Origin of the sequence: Mesorhizobium sp. B2-4-13 (assembly GCF_006658535.1) — a bacterium.
Taxonomy (GTDB): Bacteria; Pseudomonadota; Alphaproteobacteria; order Rhizobiales; family Rhizobiaceae; genus Mesorhizobium; species Mesorhizobium australicum.
The window spans coordinates 332,122-355,287 of record NZ_VFVB01000001.1 but is presented as its reverse complement, the minus strand read 5'-3'; the positions used below and the strand labels follow the sequence as shown (position 1 = coordinate 355,287).

Annotated in this window: 21 protein-coding genes; 11 read left to right on the top strand and 10 right to left on the bottom strand. The window is 62.5% G+C overall.

The genetic code is table 11. The annotated features are described in order from the left end of the window. Positions 1–184 precede the first annotated feature (184 nt). Both FJ936_RS01770 and FJ936_RS01765 read left to right on the top strand, forming a co-directional pair. A complete protein-coding gene (locus FJ936_RS01770; protein WP_140614933.1) occupies positions 185–1,681 on the top strand; it encodes a lipopolysaccharide biosynthesis protein in 1,497 nt (498 codons plus the stop codon). A gap of 54 nt (positions 1,682–1,735) precedes the next feature. Further along, entirely contained in the window at positions 1,736–2,758 is a 1,023-nt protein-coding gene (locus FJ936_RS01765; RefSeq protein WP_140660023.1) for a phosphoribosyltransferase family protein, read from the top strand. Positions 2,759–2,785: 27 nt separating this feature from the next. On the opposite strand, the gene FJ936_RS01760 is transcribed toward FJ936_RS01765, so the two are convergent. The 8 genes from FJ936_RS01760 to FJ936_RS01725 form a co-directional block, all read right to left on the bottom strand. Further along, entirely contained in the window at positions 2,786–3,865 is a 1,080-nt protein-coding gene (locus tag FJ936_RS01760) for a glycosyltransferase (RefSeq protein WP_141906057.1), read from the bottom strand. 67 nt (positions 3,866–3,932) lie between these two features. After that, the gene (locus FJ936_RS01755) at positions 3,933–4,382 is read right to left on the bottom strand and encodes a hypothetical protein (protein ID WP_015314218.1); all 450 of its coding nucleotides are present in this window, start codon (positions 4,380–4,382) and stop codon (positions 3,933–3,935) included. An 18-nt stretch (positions 4,383–4,400) separates the two neighbouring features. Continuing rightward, positions 4,401–5,843 (bottom strand): GMC family oxidoreductase, encoded by a 1,443-nt coding sequence (locus tag FJ936_RS01750; RefSeq protein WP_140821602.1) that lies wholly within the window; start codon positions 5,841–5,843, stop codon positions 4,401–4,403. A 65-nt stretch (positions 5,844–5,908) separates the two neighbouring features. Beyond that, positions 5,909–7,240, bottom strand: a complete 1,332-nt coding sequence (locus FJ936_RS01745) for a UDP-glucose/GDP-mannose dehydrogenase family protein (protein ID WP_015314220.1) — start codon at positions 7,238–7,240, stop codon at positions 5,909–5,911. A gap of 50 nt (positions 7,241–7,290) precedes the next feature. After that, on the bottom strand, positions 7,291–8,157 hold the full coding sequence (locus FJ936_RS01740; protein WP_141906142.1) for a family 16 glycosylhydrolase: 867 nt from the start codon (positions 8,155–8,157) through the stop codon (positions 7,291–7,293). A gap of 143 nt (positions 8,158–8,300) precedes the next feature. After that, positions 8,301–8,702, bottom strand: a complete 402-nt coding sequence (locus tag FJ936_RS01735) for a hypothetical protein (protein WP_015314222.1) — start codon at positions 8,700–8,702, stop codon at positions 8,301–8,303. A 291-nt stretch (positions 8,703–8,993) separates the two neighbouring features. Continuing rightward, on the bottom strand, positions 8,994–10,016 hold the full coding sequence (locus FJ936_RS01730) for a glycosyltransferase family 2 protein (protein ID WP_141906056.1): 1,023 nt from the start codon (positions 10,014–10,016) through the stop codon (positions 8,994–8,996). Between the two features lie 64 nt (positions 10,017–10,080). Next, positions 10,081–11,211, bottom strand: a complete 1,131-nt coding sequence (locus FJ936_RS01725; protein ID WP_140614938.1) for a nucleotidyltransferase family protein — start codon at positions 11,209–11,211, stop codon at positions 10,081–10,083. A 505-nt stretch (positions 11,212–11,716) separates the two neighbouring features. On the opposite strand from FJ936_RS01725, the gene FJ936_RS01720 reads away from it, so the two are divergent. From FJ936_RS01720 to FJ936_RS01695, 6 genes are all read left to right on the top strand, one after another. After that, positions 11,717–11,869: a lasso peptide gene (locus tag FJ936_RS01720; protein WP_015314225.1), complete on the top strand. Its 153-nt coding sequence runs from the start codon at positions 11,717–11,719 to the stop codon at positions 11,867–11,869. Between the two features lie 135 nt (positions 11,870–12,004). Then, positions 12,005–12,304 carry a PqqD family protein gene (locus FJ936_RS01715; RefSeq protein ID WP_015314226.1) on the top strand — a complete coding sequence of 100 codons (300 nt, stop codon included), beginning with the start codon at positions 12,005–12,007 and terminating at the stop codon, positions 12,302–12,304. Between the two features lie 108 nt (positions 12,305–12,412). Then, entirely contained in the window at positions 12,413–12,805 is a 393-nt protein-coding gene (locus FJ936_RS01710) for a lasso peptide biosynthesis B2 protein (RefSeq protein WP_224584338.1), read from the top strand. Next, positions 12,802–14,724, top strand: coding sequence for a lasso peptide isopeptide bond-forming cyclase (locus FJ936_RS01705; protein ID WP_140791605.1), 1,923 nt, complete (start codon positions 12,802–12,804; stop codon positions 14,722–14,724). The genes FJ936_RS01710 and FJ936_RS01705 overlap by 4 nt, the downstream gene beginning before the upstream one ends. Beyond that, positions 14,721–15,698 carry a serine kinase gene (locus tag FJ936_RS01700; protein WP_140791603.1) on the top strand — a complete coding sequence of 326 codons (978 nt, stop codon included), beginning with the start codon at positions 14,721–14,723 and terminating at the stop codon, positions 15,696–15,698. The genes FJ936_RS01705 and FJ936_RS01700 overlap by 4 nt, the downstream gene beginning before the upstream one ends. Further along, on the top strand, positions 15,691–17,535 hold the full coding sequence (locus FJ936_RS01695) for an ABC transporter ATP-binding protein (RefSeq protein WP_140791601.1): 1,845 nt from the start codon (positions 15,691–15,693) through the stop codon (positions 17,533–17,535). Before FJ936_RS01700 ends, FJ936_RS01695 begins: the two co-directional genes overlap by 8 nt. A gap of 22 nt (positions 17,536–17,557) precedes the next feature. Here the strand turns inward: FJ936_RS01695 and FJ936_RS01690 are convergent, their stop codons facing one another. After that, the gene (locus FJ936_RS01690; protein WP_015314231.1) at positions 17,558–17,833 is read right to left on the bottom strand and encodes a hypothetical protein; all 276 of its coding nucleotides are present in this window, start codon (positions 17,831–17,833) and stop codon (positions 17,558–17,560) included. A 599-nt stretch (positions 17,834–18,432) separates the two neighbouring features. Between FJ936_RS01690 and FJ936_RS01685 the strand changes: the two genes are divergently transcribed. Both FJ936_RS01685 and FJ936_RS01680 read left to right on the top strand, forming a co-directional pair. Beyond that, positions 18,433–19,110: a sugar transferase gene (locus FJ936_RS01685; RefSeq protein ID WP_015314232.1), complete on the top strand. Its 678-nt coding sequence runs from the start codon at positions 18,433–18,435 to the stop codon at positions 19,108–19,110. 85 nt (positions 19,111–19,195) lie between these two features. Beyond that, entirely contained in the window at positions 19,196–20,452 is a 1,257-nt protein-coding gene (locus tag FJ936_RS01680) for a polysaccharide biosynthesis/export family protein (protein WP_041163581.1), read from the top strand. Between the two features lie 193 nt (positions 20,453–20,645). On the opposite strand, the gene FJ936_RS01675 is transcribed toward FJ936_RS01680, so the two are convergent. Beyond that, positions 20,646–21,944: an O-antigen ligase gene (locus FJ936_RS01675; protein ID WP_140791599.1), complete on the bottom strand. Its 1,299-nt coding sequence runs from the start codon at positions 21,942–21,944 to the stop codon at positions 20,646–20,648. A gap of 462 nt (positions 21,945–22,406) precedes the next feature. Between FJ936_RS01675 and FJ936_RS01670 the strand changes: the two genes are divergently transcribed. Next, entirely contained in the window at positions 22,407–23,159 is a 753-nt protein-coding gene (locus FJ936_RS01670; RefSeq protein ID WP_141906055.1) for an SDR family NAD(P)-dependent oxidoreductase, read from the top strand. Positions 23,160–23,166: the final 7 nt, after the last annotated feature.

Here is a 23,166-nt window from a genome sequence, read left to right as displayed (position 1 = left end):
AAAACTCGACCGCTGTTTGACCCACCCAGGGGAAGCCTAGTACAGCTCTTGCTGCATCGCAACATTTTTGGCGCACCGTTCCACGTTTTCTGTTGCACTGCAAAATTATTGCCGTAGTTTGTGGTCGGCGGCGGTTGTGGATTTCGGGGCTCCGAAATCCGCGCAAAGATCAGGAATCCTGAATTTGGAAGCCAATCCATTCGATCCGCCGGAAGGCTCACTGCGCAAATCGGTCGGCCGTGGTGCCGTCGTGACCGCAATGGCGCAATCGGTGCGGGTCGCTACGCAGATCATTTCCGTCATCGTGCTGTCGCGACTCCTGTCGCCGCAGGATTTCGGCGTGGTCGCCATGTGCGCTCCTGTGCTCGCCTTCATCGCCCTGTTCCAGGACTTCGGCCTGACCCAGGCGACCATCCAGAAATCGGGCATCCGGCATGAGGAGGTGAACTACCTCTTCTGGATCAATGTCGCCGTCAGCGCGGTCCTCGCCTGCGTGCTCGCGGGCGCGGCACCCCTGGTCGCCGCGTTCTATGGCGAGCCGCGCGTCGCCGGTCTGGTGGCGGCACTGGGATTGCAGATCCTGGCTTATGGCCTGGGCGCCCAGCATCTGGCTCTGCTGACGCGTCGCATGCAGTTCGGTCGCCTGGCGATCATCGACGTCGCCGGGGCCGTCGCGGGTCTGGCCGTCTCGATCGCCTGGACTTTCATCGACCGTTCCTACTGGGCGCTGTTTGCAGGCACGCTGACCGGCGCGGTGCTGCCGACGCTGTGCTACTGGGCCAGTTCGCGCTGGCGCCCAGGCATGCCGCGCAAGGTCGTCGGGATCAGCGAGCTGATCAATTTCGGTGCCGGGATCACCGGTTTCAATTTCGCCAATTTCTTCGCCCGCAATCTCGACAACGTGTTGATCGGCAAATACTGGGGCGAGGCCCAGCTCGGGCTCTACGACCGCGCCTACAAGCTGCTCCTGTTCCCGCTCAGCCAGATCACCAATCCGCTGTCGAAGGTGATGGTGCCGGCGCTGTCGCGACTGAAGGACGAGCCGGACCGCTATCGCAGCGCCTATTTGCGCGTGATGCCGCTGATCCTTCTGGTGGCGCTGCCCGGCGTCGCTTTCGCCACCGCGATGTCGGATGTGCTGATCCCCTTCGTGCTCGGCGAGCAGTGGCGCGCCAGCGCCTCGATCTTCCTGGCGCTCGGCTTTGCCGGCCTGCTGCAGCCGCTCAACAATCCGGCTGGTTGGCTTTTCGTCAGCCAGGGCCGCTCCGGCGACTTCATGCGCTGGGGCATCATCACGGCGGTGACCTCGGTGCTTGCCTTCGCACTCGGCCTGCCCTACGGCGCGCTCGGCGTGGCGGTCGCCTATGCGGTCAGCGAGTATCTGCGCACGCCCTTCCTATGGCTCTATGTCGGCAAGAGCGGACCGCTGCAAGCCAGCCATGTGCTGCGCACGGCAGCGCCGTTCGTGCTTGGCGCGCATCTGGCGCTTGGGGCGGTCTGGCTGGTCAAGCCGATGCTGCCGCAGCAGCATGTCGTCGCCTTGGCAAGCGGCGTCATCCTGGCCTACGCGATCACCATCGTCGTCGCGCTGACCTTCGCCGCCGGGCGCGAAGCCTTGCGGGAGGCCTTGAAAATGCTGCCTGCAAGGGCGCCGGCGGCGACGCCGCGCGAGGCGCAATAATTTCGGCGCCTTTGTCGTCTATTCCATATCCCACCCGAGCATCAGGCCTGATCCATGCATTACCGATCGATCTCCGACATGAACGACGCCATCGTGAGCAACCTTCATCGGCTGCCACGCGACATCGACCTGGTGGTCGGCGTTCCCAGAAGCGGCGTGCTGGCGGCGACGCTGGTCAGCCTTGCGGCCAACATTCCGATGACCGACCTGGACTCCTTCCTCGAAGGCAGGGTCTACACGTCAGGCATCACCAAGCGCCGCGCGGCCCTGGACCGCAAGGTTTCGGACATGCGCAAGGTGCTGGTGATCGACGACAGCATCGCCGGCGGCAATGCGATGCGCGACGCCCGTGCCCGCATCAAGAGCGGCGGTATCGAGGCTGACTACACCTTCGCCGCCGTCTTCGGCCTGGAGCCGGAGCATCAGGAGACCGATCTGGTGTTCGAGGTCGTGCCGCATCCGCGCATGTTCCAGTGGAACTTCATGCATCATAAATTCCTGGCGCGATGCTGTGTCGATATAGACGGGGTGCTGTGTCTCGATCCGACCGAGGCCGAGAACGACGACGGGCCGGCCTATGAAAAATTCCTCAGCGAGGCGCGGCCGCTTCATGCCGTGACCCACAAGATCGGCTGGCTGGTCACCAGCCGGCTCGAGAAATACCGTGCGTTGACGGAGGCGTGGCTCGCCAAGCACGAGATCAAGTACGACAAGCTGATCATGCTCGATCTGCCGAGCAAGGCGGAGCGCCAGCGGCTTGGCGCGCATGGCAGTTTCAAGGCCGATTTCTATCGCAAATCCGACGCCATCCTGTTCATCGAAAGCGAACATGCCCAGGCGCTGAGGATTGCCAAACTGTCGGGGAAACCGGTCCTGTGCGTCGAGACGCACATGGTCAGTTTTCCCGATGCGCTGTCGCTGCCAGCACTTGGCCAGGCCGCGCGAAACCTGCCGGCGAGGCTGCGCCAGGTCAACTCGCAGGAGGGCCGCAAGAGCGCCGCCAAGACCATTGCCCGCGCCCTGCTCGGTGCACGCGGCTATGAAACGCTGAAGAACAGGGTCAAGCGCCCAGCCTGATGCAGAACCGATCGGGTCGCTGCTTGGCTACGCGGCCTGGCGTGCGCGCTGCTGCACCGCCCTGTCCAGTATCGAGAAGAAGGTGCCGAACTGACGGTCGGGGTCGAGTTCCGGCCGGCCAGCGAAGCCGCGCGCGAGTGCCGAGACCCGCTGATATTCCTTGTTGTCGTTCCACAAGAGCCTGACGGCCGCGACCCAGTCGGCGAGCGGGGCATCATAGTCGAGCACCGTGCCGCCAGGGCCGACCGCTTCCGGCAGGCCACCGCGGCGCGAACCGACGACCGGAATGCCGCTGCAATGGGCCTCCGAGGCAACCCGCCCCCAGGCCTCTTCCCATTTGCTGGGCGCCAGCAGGATCCGTGTGCGGCCATAGACCGTCTTCATGTCACTGGTGCGGTTCTCCAGCGTGACATTGCCGAGCGGCGTGATCGTCTGTTCGATGCGTGCCCGGTGATCGTCCGCTAGCTTCCAGCTTTCGACGAACAGAAACGGGATTTCGGGGCACGCGGCGGCGATCCGCACCGCAAGCTCGAAGCCCTTTTCCTCATAAGGGTTGATCAGGGTGACGAACTGGCCTGAAGTCGGCGTGCTGTAGTGGGCCGGATTGATGGTCGGAGGGATCACCGCCGCCTCGATGCCGAACTCCCTGGCGTAGGTACGCGCGGTGAATTCGGAATTGGCGATGTAGAGCGCCGAGCGCAGGTCGCGCAGGTCGCCCCCAAGCTCGTGAAACTCGACGTTGCGGAGGTAGACGACCAGCGGCACGCCCTTGGCCTGCAACGCTTTGCCGAGTGGAACCGACTTGTGACACTGAACCACCGCCACATCCGGCTTGACCCTGTTGACGGCGAAGACCGCCGCCTCCCACGGAAACCACGCCCGGATCACTGGGTAGCCGGGAAAACTGTCGACGACCGCCGGCTGGCGCAGAAGCTTCATCTTGGCACGCGCCTTGAAGCCGAAGACACCATCGCCAAACAGCGCGGCGAGCACCGCGGCCTCATGCCCATGCTCGATCAACTGCTCGGCCAGATGATGAGTGCTCGACTGGACGCCGCCGCTGAACTCCGGTGGGTAGCCATTGCCGCCTGCAAAGAGAACTTTCATGGTCCTGGCTCCTCGTCTATCGCGTTTCAATGCCCACGGCCGATGAACGGCAGCGTCAAGTGCAGCCTCACGCAGTCTTTGGCGGATCAAGCGTCGCGAACGGATTTGTGCATGGCTGCCATCCGGTGAACCGGATGGGATCACTAGGCGAACTGCGCGAGGCGTAGTCCGTCAACATGTGAAATTCGGCCACGACCCAGCGGTCGAAATGCCGGAGGTCGCGCTGCTTCCGCTTGGGCAACAACTTGCGTGCCTGGCCGAGCTTCGCCGTCTCGAGCAAAGTGACGGCGTCGCCCAGTTTTTCGCTGGGAAACAGCCACGGATTGCGGTTGCGGAACTCCAGCACGAACTGCTGCAGGTGCTCGATGCGCATGTTCAACCCGCCGAGGTATTTTTCGAGCGTGACGCGAACCAGGTCCTCGTCCGAAAACGAAGACACCGCCGCGAAGGCCACGCCAGTCGATGCAACTCCACCAGCCATGATGGCCAAGACCGAGCGCCGTGAGATTTCCATCATCGGTTACCTCCTTCCCCCTCACGCCATCCGGCTCGCCGCGCGCAGGGACAAAGCTGCCGCGGTCAGGCTCGGGTTGGCGCAGGAGCAGCTTGGATAGGTGCTGGTGCCGACGACGACTAGGTTTCTCAGCCGGTGATGGATCATGTTGCTGTCGATCACCGAATCGGCCGGGCCGGTGCCCATCCGCAACGTGCCCTGGACATGCGATTCCGTTGGGCGGATGCCGCGGTCGAAGAGCCGTTCGACAGGCAACGGGGCAAGCAGTCCGGGCAATTTGTCCAGCGCCCGGGCCATGCCTTTGACGGCATAGTCCGACGGCGCCTTGAAGGAGACGAAGGCGTTGTCAGCCTCGTCGAGGGTGACGAAATTCTCGTGATCGAGCAGGTTCTCGGTGACCACGACCAGCGGCAGCGCCTGGCGCAGCCGGCCCTTCTCTGCGCGCATCCCGTGCTGCCAGCGGTTCTCGAAATAGACGAGGGCCGCCGCGTGCTCGGACCGGTGCGGACCGTCATAGAGGCCGAAATTCAGGCCGGTGGTGATGGTGCTGCCGTCGAAATTGTCGACGCCGTCGAGATAGACCTCGAAATTCCAGCCATAGGATTCATGCAGGCCGCGCCCGACGAATTCATCGCCCAGGCCCGAGCGCAGCATGATCGCCGCGCTCTGGATGGCATTGGCGCCGAGAACGAAGAGGTCGCCGCTGACCTGATATTCCCTGCCCTCATGCACGAAGGCGACCGAACGGACCGTGCCGCCGACATGGTCGAGCCGCCGCACTTCGGAGCCGAGGCAGACCGAAACGTCGGGATGCTCGAAGACATGCATCAGGCCGTTATTGGCGGTGAACTTGGCATCGACCGGGCACAGCCAGCAGCGCAGATTGGCGCAGCAGGAGCTGCGTTGCGCGGTCGGCACGCGCGCCCGTGCGGTCGGCATGACGAAATGCTGGTCGGGCTGGGCCGCCTTCATCATCCTGTCCGGCGTCGACATGCGATGCGGTGGCTGCGGAAAGGGCTTCGAGCGCGGCAGCATCGCCGCCATGTCGGGATCGCCGGAGATCGACATGATGTCTTCGGCGTCGCAATAGAACGGCTCGACATCGTCGTAGCTGATCGGCCAGTCATTGCCGACGCCGTAGGTGCTTTTCAGCCTGAAATCATTGGGGTGGAATCTTGGCGTCTGCGCGAACCAGCAATTGGTCCCGCCACCCAGCCCGATCGTGTAATTCCACGGCTTGTCGGAATTGGTGCTGTAGGTCGTCTCGTCGTCTATGTCGGTGTTGACGTTCTGGTCAAGCTGCCATTCATGCGTGTTGTGGCGACCCCACTCCAGAACCAGGATGCGCGCCTTACGCCGCCTGGCGAATTCATGCAGGAAGAAAGCCGAACCGAAGCCGGAACCGATCGCGACAACATCGAAATGATCTTTGGTGACTTGCTCGGGCTTTACGTCCAGCACCATCAGCTACAATTCCTTCTACGCCGGGCGTTTGGCCCGATCCTGCTTTCGGCTCTCCGCGCCCGATCTCATGCCGCCATTCTGCCGATCGAGTGATATTCGATGCCGTGGCGCGCCACGACCTTGGGATCGTAAAGGTTGCGGCCATCGAAGATGACCGGCGTGGTCAGCGCATCCTTCAGCGCATCGAAGGACGGTGCGCGAAAACTCTTCCATTCGGTGGCGATCAGCAGCGCATCGGCGCCGCGCAGAGCCGCCTCCTTGGTGCCGCACAACAGCAGGTCGTCGCGCAGCCCGTAGATGGCCTGGCATTCCTGCATGGCCTCGGGATCATAGGCCTGCACGGCCGCGCCGGCGTTCCAGAGCGCCTCCATCAGCACGCGCGCGGGCGCCTCGCGCATGTCGTCGGTGTTGGGCTTGAAGGCCAGGCCCCACAGCGCGAAGGTCTTGCCCTTGAGGTTACCCTTGAAATAGCGGTGCACCTTGTCGAACAGAACGGATTTCTGGTCATTGTTGCGCTCCTCGACGGCGCGCAGCAGCTTGGCGTCGTACTTGACGCCCTCGGCGGTCTTGATCAGGGCACGGACGTCCTTGGGAAAGCACGAGCCGCCATAGCCGAGACCCGGATAGATGAAGTGATAGCCGATGCGCGGGTCGCTGCCGATGCCCTGGCGCACTTCCTCGATGTCGGCGCCGAGTTGCTCGGCGAGGTTGGCCATCTCGTTCATGAAGCTGATCTTGGTCGCCAGCATGCAATTGGCGGCGTATTTCGTGAATTCGGCGCTGCGCACGTCCATCACGATCATCTTCTCGTGGTTGCGGTTGAAGGGCGCGTAGAGTTCGCGCATCACCGCCTCGGTTTCCTCGCTCGACGTGCCGACGATGATGCGGTCGGGCTTCATGCAGTCGGCGACCGCGGAGCCCTCCTTGAGGAATTCGGGATTGGAGGCGACGTCGAAGCTCAGATCCTCGCGGCCCCGCTTCTTCAGCGTCTCGGCGATCCTGGCCTTCACCTTTTCGCAGGTGCCGACCGGCACGGTCGACTTGCCGACGACGATCTTGGCGGTATCCATCTCGCGGCCGATGGTCTCGGCGACCGCCAGCACATATTTGAGGTCGGCCGAACCATCTTCGCCCGGCGGCGTGCCGACCGCGATCATCTGGATTTCGCCGTGCCTGACGGCTGCCGCCGCATCGGTGGTGAACTTGATGCGGCCGGCGGCGTGATTCTCCCTGACGATGGTTTCAAGACCCGGCTCGAAGATCGGAACGAGGCCCTGATTGAGCCGCTCCACCTTGTTTGCGTCGATATCGACGCAAACAACCTGGTGGCCAACCTCGGCAAGCACCGCCGCCTGCACCAAGCCGACATAGCCAATTCCAAACACCGTCAAGTTCATTCGGTTTCATTCCCATCCAGGGCAGCGGACCGCTTCTCGGCCCTGCCGGTTCAATTCGTCTTTCCCAGCTCTTTTACACTACACACCAGCGATTCCGGAAATTGGCAGGGCTGACCCAGCGCGGTGAACGCGACCCGTTCGACCTGCAGCGAAAGCGTGCGGCCCGGGTCCGCAAACGCTCCCATCCAGCCCTTCATGGTGTCGCTACCCCAAAGGCTGAAGAAGATCTTCTGCGCATGGCTGGGCAGCTTCGCGGGATCGGTGATGGTGTTCACCAGCTGGCCGTTGAGATACCAGCGCAGGCTATCCTTCTCCCAGACGAAGGCATAGTCGTTGAAGGCACTGTCGGTGCCGCCCGGCACGTCGACCAGCTTCTCGTTCTTGCCCTTGCCGGCGATATAGGCATTGACCTGCACCTTGGAGGTGTCCTTGGTCAGGATCTCGAAGTCGATCTCGTCCCAGGGCTGCTTGTCGGATGGGCCGATATAGGAGAAGAACGCCGCGTTGAGGCCAGGGCCTGTGTCAGTCTTCATCCGCGCCTCATAGGTACCATAGCCGAAACGCTGCTTGGTCTGGATCTCGCCGCAGGCAAACTCGCGATCCTTGGTCTTCTGCTTCGCGAATCCGAGCGAAAGAACGCCATCGGAAAGCTTGACCAAGCCTTTCGACCAGGTGCAATTCTGATGGCTGCCGTTCGTCCAGCCGTCTGAAACGTACCAGCGCTCGCGGTCGAAATTCTTGAAATCGTCGACGAAAGAGGGCGCGGACTGGATATCCTGCGCATGAGACGGGGTTGCCGGCAGGCTGCCAAGAGCGACCAGCAGCAAAGCGAAAGCCAGACCAGACCGCCGCCAGGAAAACAGGGCTGAAGGGGCGTCGATTGCTGTCGTGGACATGGTCTTTGGATCCGAATTCATGACTAACTCACCTTTGCGCTGTGTCCCCAACCCAAAGTCGACGTTCGAACCGCTTCCAAACGGGCCAACCTTGACCTTTTCAATCACCCTCCCGACGTCCAGCCTTGCATCACCTTCGCCGTAACGGTCCCCCGCCGCCGCCTTCAATTTCGGCCGGCTCCCGCCTGCCTGACCGGTTCGACCGTCGCCGCCGGATCGGTGGTCGTATTCTCGTCGAAGACCACGTCCAGCGAATGACGGAGCTCGCGCATCCTGCCGCCCTGGCGCGACAGCGCAGCGATGCGGCGCTCGCTGTTCAGGATCGACTGCGTCAACGCGCTGACTTCGGACGAGCGGCGATCGGAGGCGGAGCCGTTTTCCATGGCTTCGACCAGAAAGGCCGCGTTGGTCGCTTCCTTGCGGTAGCGGCTCTCCAAGCCGGTTTTCTCCGCCTCGATCTCGGCGGCGATCTGCTCGAACAGCTTCGCCAGCCGGTCCAGGCGCGCAACGTCGGTCTGCCTGTCGCGGGCCGGATCCCTTGATCTGAAGCCGAATATCGAGGCCATGAACTTAAATTCCCGTCATCGCCGGCTTCCTGGACCGGCTTTCAGGCCAGGCCACTGGCCGAGCCCCGCAACCGGGGCTGAAAACTCGTAACCGCGTCGCCCAACTCCTCTGACGAAGAGAGACTTCGCACCAGTCCGATCGGGGGCCAGTTCGGCTGGTCGTTTAATTTGTTGCACCGCAACATAGACTGCCATCCCCAGAGCCGCGAGGCAACCACCCAATTCATAAACTCATAAATCCGATGGAAATGGTTGCGTGGCGGCCTCGCGGTCGGCAGGTAACACCGCGCCTTACCGTCCTTTGCCGGTACTGGTTCCAGCCATCAGGAAACGGAGCGGCGGCACGTGCTTGTTCCTGGAGACCAGGCCAACACTGCGAAACAGCGCCTCGATCTTGTCGGACGCCACGCCCTGCACGATGGGGACGAGGTTGGATTGGCTTGCGAAGGCGTAGGCCGCGGCAGAAGCCAGGCCCCGCTCGGCCTTCACGTCGAGGAAATTGCGCAGCCGGTATTTGTCGCGCACATGCCGCTCGTGCCGCCGTAGCACTGCTTTCGACCCTTCCGGCAGGCTGTCGATCGCCAGCAGCGCCAGATCGGCATCGGCCAGCCGCTTCAGATCCTGCGTCTTGTGGCGGCCGCTGAGTGAATCGGCGCGGACGATGGCGCCGTAGCCGCAGGAACGGATGACCTTGAACCGTGCCCCGTGGGCGACCGCTCGCGCGTAAAGCTCGTAGTCCTCGCCTAGCCGCAGGCTCTCGTCGTAGCGCAACCCGTGGCGGTCGAGAAAGGCACGGCTGATCACCGGCTTCAAGAAGCCGAGTTCGCCTCTTTGGACGCGGCGCCTGGAGATGTTGCCTTCCACGAATCCTTCGAAATCGAGGAATTCCGGATCGGCGGCAAAATCCGGGGCGACGATTTTGGTTGCATCGCCAGCCGCGTCATCCCTGATGAGCATGATGTTGTCGGCGGCGAAATCCCAATCGGCGCCGACAAACAGGTTGCGAAACCGGCCCTCGAGGAAGAAATCGTCGGCGTCCAGAATGCTGATGAACGGGGCTCGTGAACCGGCGATCGCCGCATTGCGGGCAAAAGAAGGGCCGCGATTGACGTCGAGGCGCACCACCGCAAGCCGGCCGCTGCCATCGTCGGCGGAGCGTGCGACCTCGGCCGTATTGTCCGTGGAGCCATCGTCGACGACGACGACCTCCCCGACTTCCGGTTCGCGCAACGCGGACGCGATGGCGACGGCGATCGTTCGCGCCGCGTTTTTGGCCGCGATGATCACGCAGACTTGGGATTTCGTCATCGACATGGAATTGCCTCTTGCACAGGTTCCGATCTGCCCTCGCCCTGTACGCGTTCGATATTCGCCGCCTTCACGGGCCGGCTGGCCGTTCGAAGATGCGGCGGCTGATGTCCGCCGACGCCGCCCAACCGGCCTCGGAAAGGTAACGGACCGGAGCCCGGCCGCATAATTCCCACAACACCGTGCGTCGCTGCGGCCAGCGCAGCGACGACAGCCATGGCGCGATGACCATGTTGAGCAGGTCTTCATTGCCGATGCGCGACAGGATCGGCTTGGCCCGCTCCGACAGAAGCGTGCCGGTGCCGCCGAGCAGCACATCGGCGGAACGCAGGCCGAGCAGCAGCGTGTCCTCCAGCCCCTGGCTCACCGCCGCATCGAGCACACGCTGCTGATCGGCGTGGCCGAGACGGCTGGCGCTGGCCCTGATATCGCAGACGTAGCCGGCGCAAGGCTCCCGGTTGAACAGTGCCTTGGCGACGCTGATGCAGGCCAGCATCAGCGTGTCGGCAGCCGACGTGAACGGGACTTCGGCGCCGGTGATCTCGACCAGCCGCTTTCGCCGCAGGAACCCGTCGGCATCGCGCGGACTGGGCGAGCCGGGCTGCTGAAGCCGGTAATGAAGGTCGACAGTGGATGATTTCGACCCATTGCCACGGATCATGTGCTGTTCGCCGAGGAAGCGGACCCACCAGACCGAACGCGACTTGCCCGATACTTCGTAGCCAATCGAGCGTAACGCTTCGCGTGCCTTCAAGAACCCGGCAGGCGAAACCAGAATATCGATATCGCCCGAGGGTTTCATGAAATGATCGTCGTAAAGCAGATGCTGCTGGAACGGCCCTTTCAGGAACACGAAATCAATCCGCCTGTCGAGCAGCGCCTCGTGAATGGCGATCGAATCCATCAGGCAGGCGGCGTTCATCGACACCGTCCTCCTGCGATAGGTTTCGAGCCACTGGAACAGTTCGGCCGGCCTCTCATGCGCCGGCGTACGCGACAGCGCCTTCAAGACGAAGGTACCGACCTTGTTCAACCTGGCGATATCAGTGACGACAGCGTCGGAAAGGCCCGGCGTCCACGTTTCACCGGCCGAGGCGGCCGGCCCCGCGAAATATAACCGTAAGCAGGCCCGCACATAAGCGATCTCGTCGGCGCAGTCGGTGGCGCGCAGTCTTTCATAGGAGCTTTCCGGCAAGGCCATTGAGCGCACAGTCTCCAAAAAGCGGTTTGCGCGAAGCGTATGCTGCAGCTGCTAAGCAAAGCATCGTCAAAAACGGCGACGCCGTAAAGCCTTTCCTTTCGCAGTGCGAAATTTTACAACCATAGCGTTTGCCGGCTTCGCGGAAGGGGATGAGATGTATGGACGAATTCCTACCCTAGCGCAGCGCTTCGGCCGGGCCTTCGATGGGATCAGCTGAAAGTTGAGTATCTTTCGGCGTTGTCCAATGGCAATGGCCAAGCATTGGCTTCCTCTTGTATGCAAAATCAATGGTTTACGGAATCTCCTGTGACGAGGGGCAATCACACCCGGCTTCATCTCGAAAGAGGTGGACTTCTTACACGCGGGGTGACGTCCGCAACCCATAATTGATTAACGACCGGTAAATCAGGCTTGACTCATAAATGTTGCTGTGCAGCTATTGCGATGCAGCATGAAAGTGCTGACGGCAATCGACAGGCCGTTTCCAGTCCTTATGGAGAGTAAAATGGAACAGAATGTTGAAAAGCATGAGTACGAAACGCCAAACCTGACAGTACATGGTTCAATCGAAACCATTACCCAAGGCGGTGGTGGCAGCACGGCAATCGACGCGTCGTTTCCCGCGCACACCCCGATCGGCGACTTGACGTTCTCCTGAGACCAGCCTGATTCTGGAGGAATGACGTTGGGCCTCCGGGGTCGAAGACAATGAAATGGAGCCGGGGATGAAAATCCCCGACTTTCCATTGAACCTGATGACGCGTAGACCGTGTGTTGCAAACGAGGTTTTAGGATGAACTGGAACCCATCCGAGCACGATTGCGTAAAGGCCACCAAGGACGCCGTTGCTTGCGAATTCGGCGATGGCCTCGCGCTTCTCAACCTGAAGTCCAATATCTATTACAGCCTCAACGGTGTCGGCGCCTTCATCTGGGAATTGATCCAGGAACCCAAGCCGATCGCGGACATCCGCAGCGCCGTCCTCGCTCGCTACAATGTCGACGCCGAACGCTGCAAGGCCGACGTCGACGCATTGCTGAAAGGCCTGGCGGAAAACGGGCTTGCGAGGCTTGAGCATGAGGCACTCGTCTAGGCAGTGTTGCAGAAGGCCATGGTTGCGCGGCAAAGAGCTGTGACGCAGAGAAATCCCCGGCCGATGAAGCAGCGGCCTGGCAGGCGCGGCCTGGCCAGGATCTTGTCCTTGAGCGGCTCGGAAGCGCTTTTCCTGTGCCGCTGCCTGCTGGTGGTCACGACCGTCCGGCTCGGGCTGACATTGTTCTCCTACAACCGCGTGCGCGGGATGGTGACGCGGCTCAACGCGCACCAGTGTGCCAGCATGGGCGAGTTGCGGCTTGTCGCCTGGGGGGTTGCGGCCGCAGCACGGTTCGTTCCGGGCGCCACCTGCCTGACCCAGGCGCTGTCGGGCCAATACCTCCTCGCGCGCCAGGGCAATGCGTCGAACATCCGCATCGGCATCGAGCGCGGCACGGGCGAGCAATTGAAGGCGCATGCCTGGCTGGTCAGCGATGACCACATCGTGCTTGGCGGATCCGTCGATGGTTTCGCCCACCTGATCGACCACGGCAGCCGATGAGCGGCGTAGCCGGAATCCTGCTGCGACAAGGCCCCGCGCCGGCTGAAGCGGCGAGCGACATCCAGCAGATGCTGGCGCGCATGCGCCATCGTGGTCCCGACGGAACCTCGTGGTGGCAGGACAGCGGCGTCGCGCTTGGCCATGCCTGGCTCAACACCACCGACGAAACCGGCCCCGGCCCGCTGACCATGGCCGGCGGCAAGCTGGCCATCACCGCCGATTGCCGGCTCGATAACCGCGACGAGCTGCTCGCAAGGCTCGGCATCAGGGACAACTCAGTCGCCGATGCGGCGTTGCTGATGCGGGCCTATCTGCGCTGGGGTGAAACGTGCCCCGTGCATCTGCAAGGCGACTTCGCCTTTGCCATCTGGGATGCCGAGCGGCAGCTTTTGTTTTGCGCGCGAGACCATTTCGGGGTCAAGCCTTTCTATTACCACGCAGCGGAACGCCGCTTTGCCTTTGCCTCCGAGATCGGGCCAATGCTCGGCCTCGACGGGGTCGGTGCGCGCCTCAGCGAGCACCGGATTTCGGGCTTCCTGGCCGGGCTGCCCGATGACCCGCAGTCCACGCCCTACAGCGACATCTTCGCCCTGCCGGCGCGTCACAGCCTCACCGTCGCCGCGCAACGTCTGGTGCTGCGCCGGTACTGGCAGATCGAACCATCGCAGCGAGCACGGCGGCCTGATGCCGCGGAGGAATTCGCCCATCTGTTCGCGCAATCGGTCCGCAACCGCATGCGAGGAAGTCCGTCGATCGGCGCGATGCTGAGCGGCGGCCTCGATTCATCCTCGATCACCTGCGTGGCGGGAGTGCAAAATGCGGCCGAGCGCAAGCCGAGGCTACCGACCTTCTCGCTCGTGTTCGAAAAGGGTTCGTCGATGGACGAGCGCCCGTTCATCGATGCCGTGCTCGATCAGCAGAAGGCCGATCCCACGTTCATCCCAGTCGGCAATTATGCACCCTTCGCTGAATTCGAACGGGTGCTGGAGGAACAGGAAGGCACGTTCCTGGCGCCGGGCCTGACGCTGACCCGCGGTATCTATCGGACGGCTGGCGCCAAGGGCATCAAAGTGCTCCTCGACGGCCATGGCGGCGACGAGGTCGTTTCACAGGGACATGGCCATCTGCACGAGCTTGCCAATGGCGGCAGGTGGCTGGACCTTTGGCGCGAGGTCCGAAGCGCCTCCAACACCTATGGCGACAGCACGCTCGGCCTGTATTTCCAGTTCCTGACCATCTACGGGCCGGCCTGGCGGATCGCCAGGCTGAGACAGCTGGGGAACCGAGCCCTGAACAGGATGCGCAGGCCTGCCCGATCGAAGCGTGGCCGCAGCTGGCGCGACCTGATCAATCCGGACCTTGCCAGGCGAACCGAGCTCATCGACCGGTTCCATCGGGCTGGCTACATGCCGCCCGGCGTCCAAGCCAGCGACGCACTCAGCCACCGCTGGATCCTGTCCAACGGCTATGTTCCGCACTCTTTCGAAGTTTTGGACAAGGCCGCCGCCAATTTCGGCGTCGAGCCGCGGTATCCCTTCTGGGACAAGCCGCTGGTGGAATTCTGCCTGGGGCTGCCGGGCGAGGAGAAGCTCCGTCATGGGTTTGGCCGCTACGTGCTGCGCCGGGCCATGGAAGGCATCCTGCCGGCGGCGGTACAGTGGCGGCGCGACAAGATCGATTTCACCGCCAATCTGGTCAACGGCATGGTGCGCAACCATCGCGACCTGCTGGAGCAGTTGCTGGTCGGCGATGCGGGTCGCATCGCACCCTATGTCAACCTGCCGGAAGTAAACGCCGCCTATGCGCGGCTGCTGCGCCAGCCGGACCAGGCGGCACCGCTCGATGTCCAGTATGTCTGGCGCTCGGCGTCGCTGTCGCTGTGGCTGCGGCAGGTCCAGCATGGCGGGAGCCCCGCATGATGTCTCGCCATGAGCCGTTCGCCGGCGATCTCGACCGTCTTCCCAACCGCGACAGGACAGCGGGAGAACGAAGTTACTACCGCGCCTACGGCCTGCTCATCGCGTCCGACGTGTGGCTGCCCGAACTGGAGCCGGCGGACCCGGCAACGGCCGACATCGAGATCGTCATCGGCCCGATCGATATGCCCGAGCCTTCGGCGGAGGCAGCGACCGTCTTCCGTTTCGAGCCCGGCCGGCAGTATCTGGCCTGGGAGGCCGTCGGCGCATTCCTGATCAGCGACGCCCGCCGCATCGATGTCCAGCCGGCGCCCGGCGTCGACGACGCCTTGCTTGCCTTCCCGTTGCTGGGGCCGGTGCTGGCGCTGCTGCTGCACCAGCGCGGCCTGCTGGTGCTGCATGCCAGCGCGATCGCGGTGGCCGGCAGGGGCGCCATCTTCATGGGCGACAAGGGCGCCGGCAAGTCGACGACGGCAAGCGCGCTGATCCGGGCCGGACACGACCTGCTCACCGACGACGTCGTGGCGCTCGATCTCACCAACCCGGACGAACCGATGATCGTTCCGGGATTTCCGCAGATCAAGCTTGCCGCCGATGCCGCGGCGGCAATCTCGCTTGGGCAAGCGCAAGTGCGACCGCAAGTGCATCCGGCAATCGAGAAGATGCAGCATCGCCTGCACGGCGCCTTCTCCGGCAACAAGGTGCCGGCGGCCAGGATTTACATCCTCGAGCGCGGCGAAGGGGCGGGGATCACCCTCCTGCCTCAAATCGCCGCCTTGCCAGCCATCATCAAATTCTCCTACGTGACGCGGTTTGGCCGCGCGGCGCTCTCCGGCGATTTCGCGGCGATGCATCTTCGCCATTGTTCAGCGATCGCTAACCATGTCGGCGTGTGCCGGCTGGACGTTCCGACGGGCATCGACAGGATCGGCGAGGCTGTGGCGCTGATCGAAAAGGAATTGGCTGGCGATGCCTAGGTCATCGGTCTTCAGCCTGTCGCTGTTTCGCGATGTCGCGGCATTCGGCGCGGTCATTGCCCGGATCGGTGGACGACGAACCTGGACGGCGCTGCTGTTCCTGATCCTCGGCAGCCTGACGGAAGGCGTTTCCATCCTGCTGCTGGTGCCGCTGCTGCACCTGGTCGGCCGTGCCGACCAGGATTTCGCGGTAAGGCTGCCCAATATCGAGTTTGTGCGCTGGCTGGTGCCTGGCGGAACGCTGCAGCTGACGACGGTGCTTTGCGCGCTGGTCGGGCTTGTTGCCGTGCAGGCAGCCTTCAACCGCTTCAAGTCGGTGTACATGGCAAGGCTGCTCTTCGATTTCATCAACCGCTTGCGCATGAACCTGTTCGAGAGCATCGGCAAGGCGCGCTGGGGCGTGTTCACGCGCATGCGCGGCTCCGATCTCGACCATGCCCTGACCGGCGACATAGACCGTGTCCAGGGGGCGGCTTTTGCCCTGCTGATGCTGGTGCAGATCGCCGTGCTGCTGGCGGGCTATCTGGTGATTTCCATGTTCATCTCGCCGGTCATGACGGCGTTTGCCGTCGTCATCGGCATCGTCATGTTCATAGCGCTGCAGCCATTTCGCTCGCGAGCCACCGCCTTCGGCCGGATCCTGACGACCAATCGCCAGGACCAGTACCGCACGGTCTCGGAATTTCTCGGCGGCATCAAGGTGGCCAAGAGCCTGAACGTCGAGGCCAGCTATTTCGCGCAGCTGCAGGTCACGCTCGAAAAGATGAAGGCCGACAATATCGCCTATGTCCGCAACTCTTCGATCGGCACCGCCGTGTTCCAGGTGGCGAGCGTCGTGGGCTTGAGCGTCTTCATCTATGTGGCGTTGGTCCGCTTCCACCTGTCGCTGGCCGAGATCGTCGTGCTGCTCCTGGTCTTCATGCGCATCGCGCCGCGCTTCATGGACATGCAGACGCAGGCCCAGCAGGTGCTGATCAACCTGCCCGCCTATACGGCAATGCGCAACCTGCAGGCGCGTTTCGACGCCGAACGGGAGCCTGGCGCCCTCGAATCCACGGATGCCCGCAACCTGACCCTCGATACGGGGCTGAACATTCGCGACGTCTCCTTTGTCTATGACGACGGCGCCGGCAAGGCAGTGGTGAGCGACATCACCTTCGGCCTTCCGGCCGGCAAGGTCACGGCGCTCATCGGCCCGTCCGGGTCAGGCAAGAGCACGATCGCCGACATGCTGCTCGGGCTGCTCGAGCCGACCACCGGCAAGATCCTCGTCGACGGCGTCGAGCTCGATGCCGGCAATCGCCGCCGCTGGCGCGATCAGGTGGCCTATGTGCCGCAGGACGTGTTCCTGCTGCATGACACGATCGCAGCGAACCTGCGCCTTGCCGCGCCCCAGGCCAGCGAGGACGACTTGTGGAAGGCACTGCGCGCCGCTCACGCCGGCGACTTCGTGGACCGACTGGACCTGAGGCTGAATACCGTGGTCGGCGACCGCGGCGTGCGCCTCTCGGGTGGCGAGCGCCAGCGCATCGCGCTGGCACGCGCGTTGCTGCGCAAGCCGTCACTGCTCATCCTGGACGAGGCGACAAGCGCGCTCGACTGGCAGAACCAGTCGCTTATCGCCCGGTCGATCGACGGCCTGCGCGGCGCAATGACGATCCTGACCATCGCGCACCGGCCGTCGATGATCGCCTTCGCCGACTGGGTGGTGGCGATGGAGGATGGTCGTGTGGTGGAGGTCGGGCAATATCAGCGGTTGAAGGCGAAGCCGGGGAGCCGGTTGTCCCGGATGCTGTCGGGAGAACAGTCGGAAACCGAACCCGCCGATGTGGCCTGAGGACGATGATGTCCCCGTGGATCTAATGCAGCCCCCGCCGGACGCTGCCCAGCTTCTCGCCCTCGGGCACTTCGGTGGAGTTCTGCTTTCTCTCGGCTTCGCGCAGCCTGTCGGCCGGCGTTGGCGCGCTCCTGGCGATCATGGCATAGACGACCGCGAAATAACCGGCCTGGATGACCACCGCGCAGATGATGACACGCAGCAGTGTCGTGCCAAGCGAAGCTCCACCCAGCCAGGACCAGGCGACGACGATCGCGAGCGCGAACAGCATCCCAACGATGAATTTTGGAAGCGACATACCCAACAGCCCATAAACCGGCTCGGGTATATCCAACGATAGCCCCACCCGAGCGCCGTCCCTTGTGATGCGGGCTTGTTAAACCACCCGCTCTCGACCGGTTGCTTCCGGCCTTTCAACCTGTCGCCACCGTGACAGGTATAATTTGCAATTCTATTAAGGCGAGCAGAAGGCGGCAAGGGCAACCGCACATATTTTTGATTGAGCTTACGCGTTCGACTCTGCCATGCTGCAACGCACCCGGCCGCATTTCACGCAACCTGCAGCCATTGTAAATCTGGAGTACAACCCGTAATATTAGATGGTATTTTAGGTGAATAGTCCAGAATATAGCATCGTCATTAAGGACTCGTATGCTCCGGATCCCGACAATGCGAACGCGCCGCCCACAAAACGCCCCAAAAACGTCTGAATTTTTTTATGCTTGCCCATTTATTGTCACAAATGTGCTAAACATTTCGAAATTTGTGCAGCGCGAGCTTATTATTTAGTCAATTCATGACGCGACTATTTCAGCGGCGTGGGAAATTGTGTGTTGCGCTGCAGCATTTTTTTGGTATCGTGCGGTAAACCATTCGTTCAACGCATGGAGTTTCCGTATGAGGGATATTGCCAAGTCGGCCACGGCGGGGTTTTCGCAGGCCGACACCGACTTTCCGCCGCCGATCGGCGGCCTCATCAAGCGGAGTTTCGACATCGTCGGTTCGCTGGCTGGACTGATCGCGCTCAGCCCGCTGTTCATCATGATAGCGCTGCTCGTCAAATTCTCCGATGGCGGATCGGTTTTCTACGGTCACCGCCGAATCGGGCGCGGCGGACGGCTCTTCTCCTGCCTCAAGTTCCGCACCATGGTTCCGGACGGCGACAAGGTGCTGGCGGCCTATCTCGCGACCAATCCAGAGGCCAATGCGGAATGGATAGCGACCCGCAAGCTGAAGAACGATCCACGCGTCACCCGCGTCGGAACGGTGCTGCGCAAGCTGAGCCTCGATGAATTGCCGCAGATCATCAACATCCTCCAGGGCGACATGAGCCTTGTCGGGCCTCGCCCGGTGGTCCGGGACGAACTGGAAATCTATGGCAGCGCGGCTGTCTATTATCTGAAGTCCCGGCCCGGCCTGACCGGCCTGTGGCAGGTCAGCGGCCGCAACGACGTTTCCTATGACAGCCGCGTCGCGTTCGATCGCCACTATGTCGAGAACTGGTCGCTGTTCGAGGACGTTCGCATCATCATCAGAACAGTGCCGGCCGTCTGGATGTCGCGCGGCTCTTACTGATCGGCCGGCAGGATCAAGGCATCCGGCGGCAAGCTCATCGGGCGATGGGGCTAAAACGGATCGGAACGCTCAGTTGAAGATAGACATTTTCGAAGCCTTTGGCAGCGGCCCGTTTTCCGGCCGCTCGCGGCTCGTGGCGACCTGCCTTGCGATGTCGCTTGCTTTTCCCCAGATGGCCGCCGCCGACGATTACCGTCTGGGCTCCCAGGACAAGCTCACCATCCGCATCGCCGAATGGCAGACCGTCGAAAGCACGTTCCGCGACTGGTCGTCGGTCAATGGCCAATATACGATCGGCCCGGCAGGCACGCTGTCGGTGCCTTTCGTCGGCGAGTTGCCGGCGGCCGGCAAGACCACGGCGGAGGTCGCCGCGGCGATCGGCGAGGCGCTGCAGCACAAGCTCGCTTTATCGGACAAGCCTGAAGCCTCGGTCGAAATGGCACAGTTCCGCCCCTTCTACATTTCGGGCGAGGTGCAGAATCCCGGGCAATTTCCCTTTGTGCCCGATCTTACGGTGCTGAAAGCGATCAGCGTCGCCGGAGGCATCAGGCGCAACGCCGACTACGGTCCCCAGCTCGGCAAGGACCTGGTCACCGCCAAGGGCAATTTCGATATCTCCGACGACCAGCGCGTTCGGCTGATCGTCAAGCGCGCCCGCATCGACGCCGATATGGCCGGCAAGACGAGTTTTGAGGCACCCAAGGAGGTCGAAGGCGATCCGCGGCTGCCGACCATCGTCGCCGACGAGATGACAATCCTTACCGCCGACCAGAAGGCGCTGAAGCTCAAGCTCGAGGCGCTCGACGATCTCAAGGGTGTGCTGCAGGCCGAAATCGAATCGCTGCAGAAGAAGATCGTCAACCAGCAGAAGCAGGTCGACCTGGCCCAGCAACAGCTGGCCAGCATCGGTCCGCTGGCCCAGAAGGGCCTGGTGGCCAATGCCCGGCTTCTGGATTCGCAGCAGTCCGTCACCGACCTGCAGGGCAAGATCCTGGACTACGAGACAGCCATCCTGACCGCCAAGCAGGCGATCAGCAAGGCGACGCAGGACGCCATCGACGCCCAGAACACCTTGAGTTCGAGCCTTGCCGCCGATCGCCAGCAGACCGAAGCCGACCTGAACGAGGCCGCGCTGAAGGTGAATATGCAAAAAGGCCTGATAGCCCAGGCCACGGATCCGGCGACGACGGCCGCCATCACCAACGACCAGCAACCTACCTTGCTCTATTCGCTGGTGCGCAATGTCGACGGCAAGACCAGCGAAATCGCCGCCAAGGAAGACACACCGGTACTGCCTGGCGATGTGATCAAGATCAAGCTGGCGCCGCTGGCCAGCCAGTAGAAACGCGGAAGATCGCGGGCTCGCCGCGTTCTATCCACAGCGCAAGACTTTGAGCCTCAGCCAAGCCTGCTTGGCGGAGGTTTTTGCTGATAGATTTTCAGCACCGGAAAATCAGAATGGCTGTTGACGCAATCCCGAACGGAACCGCTACGCGGTTTTCCCGCGATGGCTTTAGACTAGCGGACTCTCATCATTACTCGGCTGCCGCGGGACGGTGAGGCCAGGCTGCCTGTCCGGCCTTGGCATCCGCCGGCTCGAAAGCCGGTGACCATCGCGTGCGGGTGACCGGCAGCCTCGCCAGCTTGAAGAAGCTGAAATACATCAGGAATGAACCCATGATGTAGGGGTTGAGTATCTCGACCTCGACGAAGGAGCGGATGAGCAGCAGCACCATCACGCCGATCAGAACCACCGATTCGGCCTGCCATGTCTTGAAGACCACCGCCGCGATGTGGCCGAGGAGCGTGCGCAGCATGATCAGCGATATCAGCACCGCCCCGGTGAAGCCGAGTTCGACAAGGGCTTCGACATAGGTGTTGTGGAAATGGAAGCCGGTGCGGGTGCTGATGTAGAATTCGTTCCACAGCCGCTCCGCCTCGGCAAAGCCCTGCACCCAATAGGCGGCATAGCCGACGCCAAGGATCGGCGATCGCATCGCGGCGTTCCAGCCCTGCTCCCACAGATAGGTCCGCCCGGTGAGCGTCGAATCCTTGCCGAAGATGCCAAGCACGAAGTCCATGAGCCCGAGATTGAGGGCGACGATGGCTACCACGACGATCATGCCGGCGCCGACCAAGAAGATCACCCGGCGGTAGCGTCGCGATAAAAGCTTGCTCATCGCAAGAAGCGCCACCAGCGCCAAAACCGCCGGTATCGAGGCCATCGAGGTGGCGGAATGCGAGACGACCAGCACATAGGCCGACAACAGCACGACCGGCACGGTCAGCATGAAACTCAGCCGGCCACGCCGAAGGAAAGCAAGGAACACGACCGAGAAATAGATGCCGAGCGAGCCGACGAAGCCGATCTGGTTCTTGGAGGCGAAGGCGCCGACGAAATTATAGGTGCCGTCGAGGACGTCCTCGGAATAGGCGCCGACTTTCAGCGAATAGAGCAGGACGAAGAATATGCCGACCAGGGCGCCTATTGTCAGGGTGCGCACGCTGACGGTGCGTGCGGCGACATAGGCGCAGGCGATATGGGACAAGTACTGGACCGCCGTTCTGGCGGTGACGCCGGGCGCCTGCGACCAGAATATGGAAAAGCAGACATAGGCCGCGAAGAGCAGCGGCAGCCAGGCGCTGGACAGTTGCCGCAGGAAACGCCGGTAGTCGACCAGGATAAGCGGAAGCCAGACGGCATAATAGGCCAGGATCAGCACCTGGCCGAAAATGACGGAATAGGAGAACGCCCAGATCGAAACGGCAACGGCAAAGCTGCCATAGACGGAATTCTTCTCGGGATCGACGAGCAGGGATTTGGGAATTTTCATCTCACGGTCCCGTCGACACGACCCAGGACCGGCAGGCCGCAAACCAGCCGGCATATCCGCGAACAAGGTCGTACAAGAAACGGCGCCTCCATTGTGCAGTGCAATATAACCTATCGCACCCCGTGCTCAATGGCAAATCCGGTCACCTTGTCTTACAGCGCGGCGATCGCCGAGAGATCTCGGCCGTGGACGGGCCAATCGGTCATGTGCTCCGACTGCCCATCAGGAACGAGGCGCGTCCCTTGAGGTTTCCTTAGTCCATGCGCATGCCTAAATCGGCCTCGCCGTGGTGGGTATGGTGGAAGCGCTGCGCGACCAACTCGAAGGAACCGCGCCATAATCCGGCCGATTGGCCCAGACGATCCGGCCGCATGCCGGCTTGAACTCGGTCGGCGGTCACCTCACAGTCCCAGGACCGGCCAGCACGCGGGCGGCTTCAGCCAACATGACCAGGGGGAACACATGCCAATGAATTTCGCGGGGCGCTTCTCAGGCCGGTCGGCGGTCATCACCGGGGGCGCCTCGGGCATCGGACTGGCGGTCGCGCAGAGGATCGTCGACGAAGGCGGGCGCGTCTGCGTCTGGGATCGCGATCCCGCACAGATCGAACAGGCGAAAGCCATTGTTCCCGGCCTGCGTGGAGTGACGTTGGACGTTGCGGATGCGGCAAGTGTGGAGGTCGCCGCACGATCGACGATCGACGCCTTCGGCGCGGTCGACATACTGGTCACCAGTGCGGCCATCACCGGCCCCAACATGACCACCTGGTCCTATTCGGTCGAGGACTGGCGTGGGGTCATCGACATCAACATCAACGGCGTCTTCTACTGCAACAAGGCGCTGGTGCCACACATGCTCGAGCGCAACTATGGCCGCATCGTCAACATTGCCTCGATCGCCGGCAAGGAAGGCAATCCCAACGCTTCCGCCTACAGCACCTCGAAGGCGGCGGTGATCGGCCTGACCAAGTCGCTCGGCAAGGAACTCGCCAAGACCAAGGTGACGGTCAATTGCGTGACGCCGGCCGCCGTTCGCACCGCGATCTTCAAGCAGATGAAACAGGAGCACATCGATTTCATGCTCTGCAAGATACCGATGGCGCGGTTCGGCGAGGTCGAGGAAGTGGCGGCGCTGATCTCATGGATCGCCTCGGAGGAATGCTCGTTCACCACGGCCGCTGTGTTCGACGTCTCGGGCGGCCGCGCCACCTACTGATGCACTA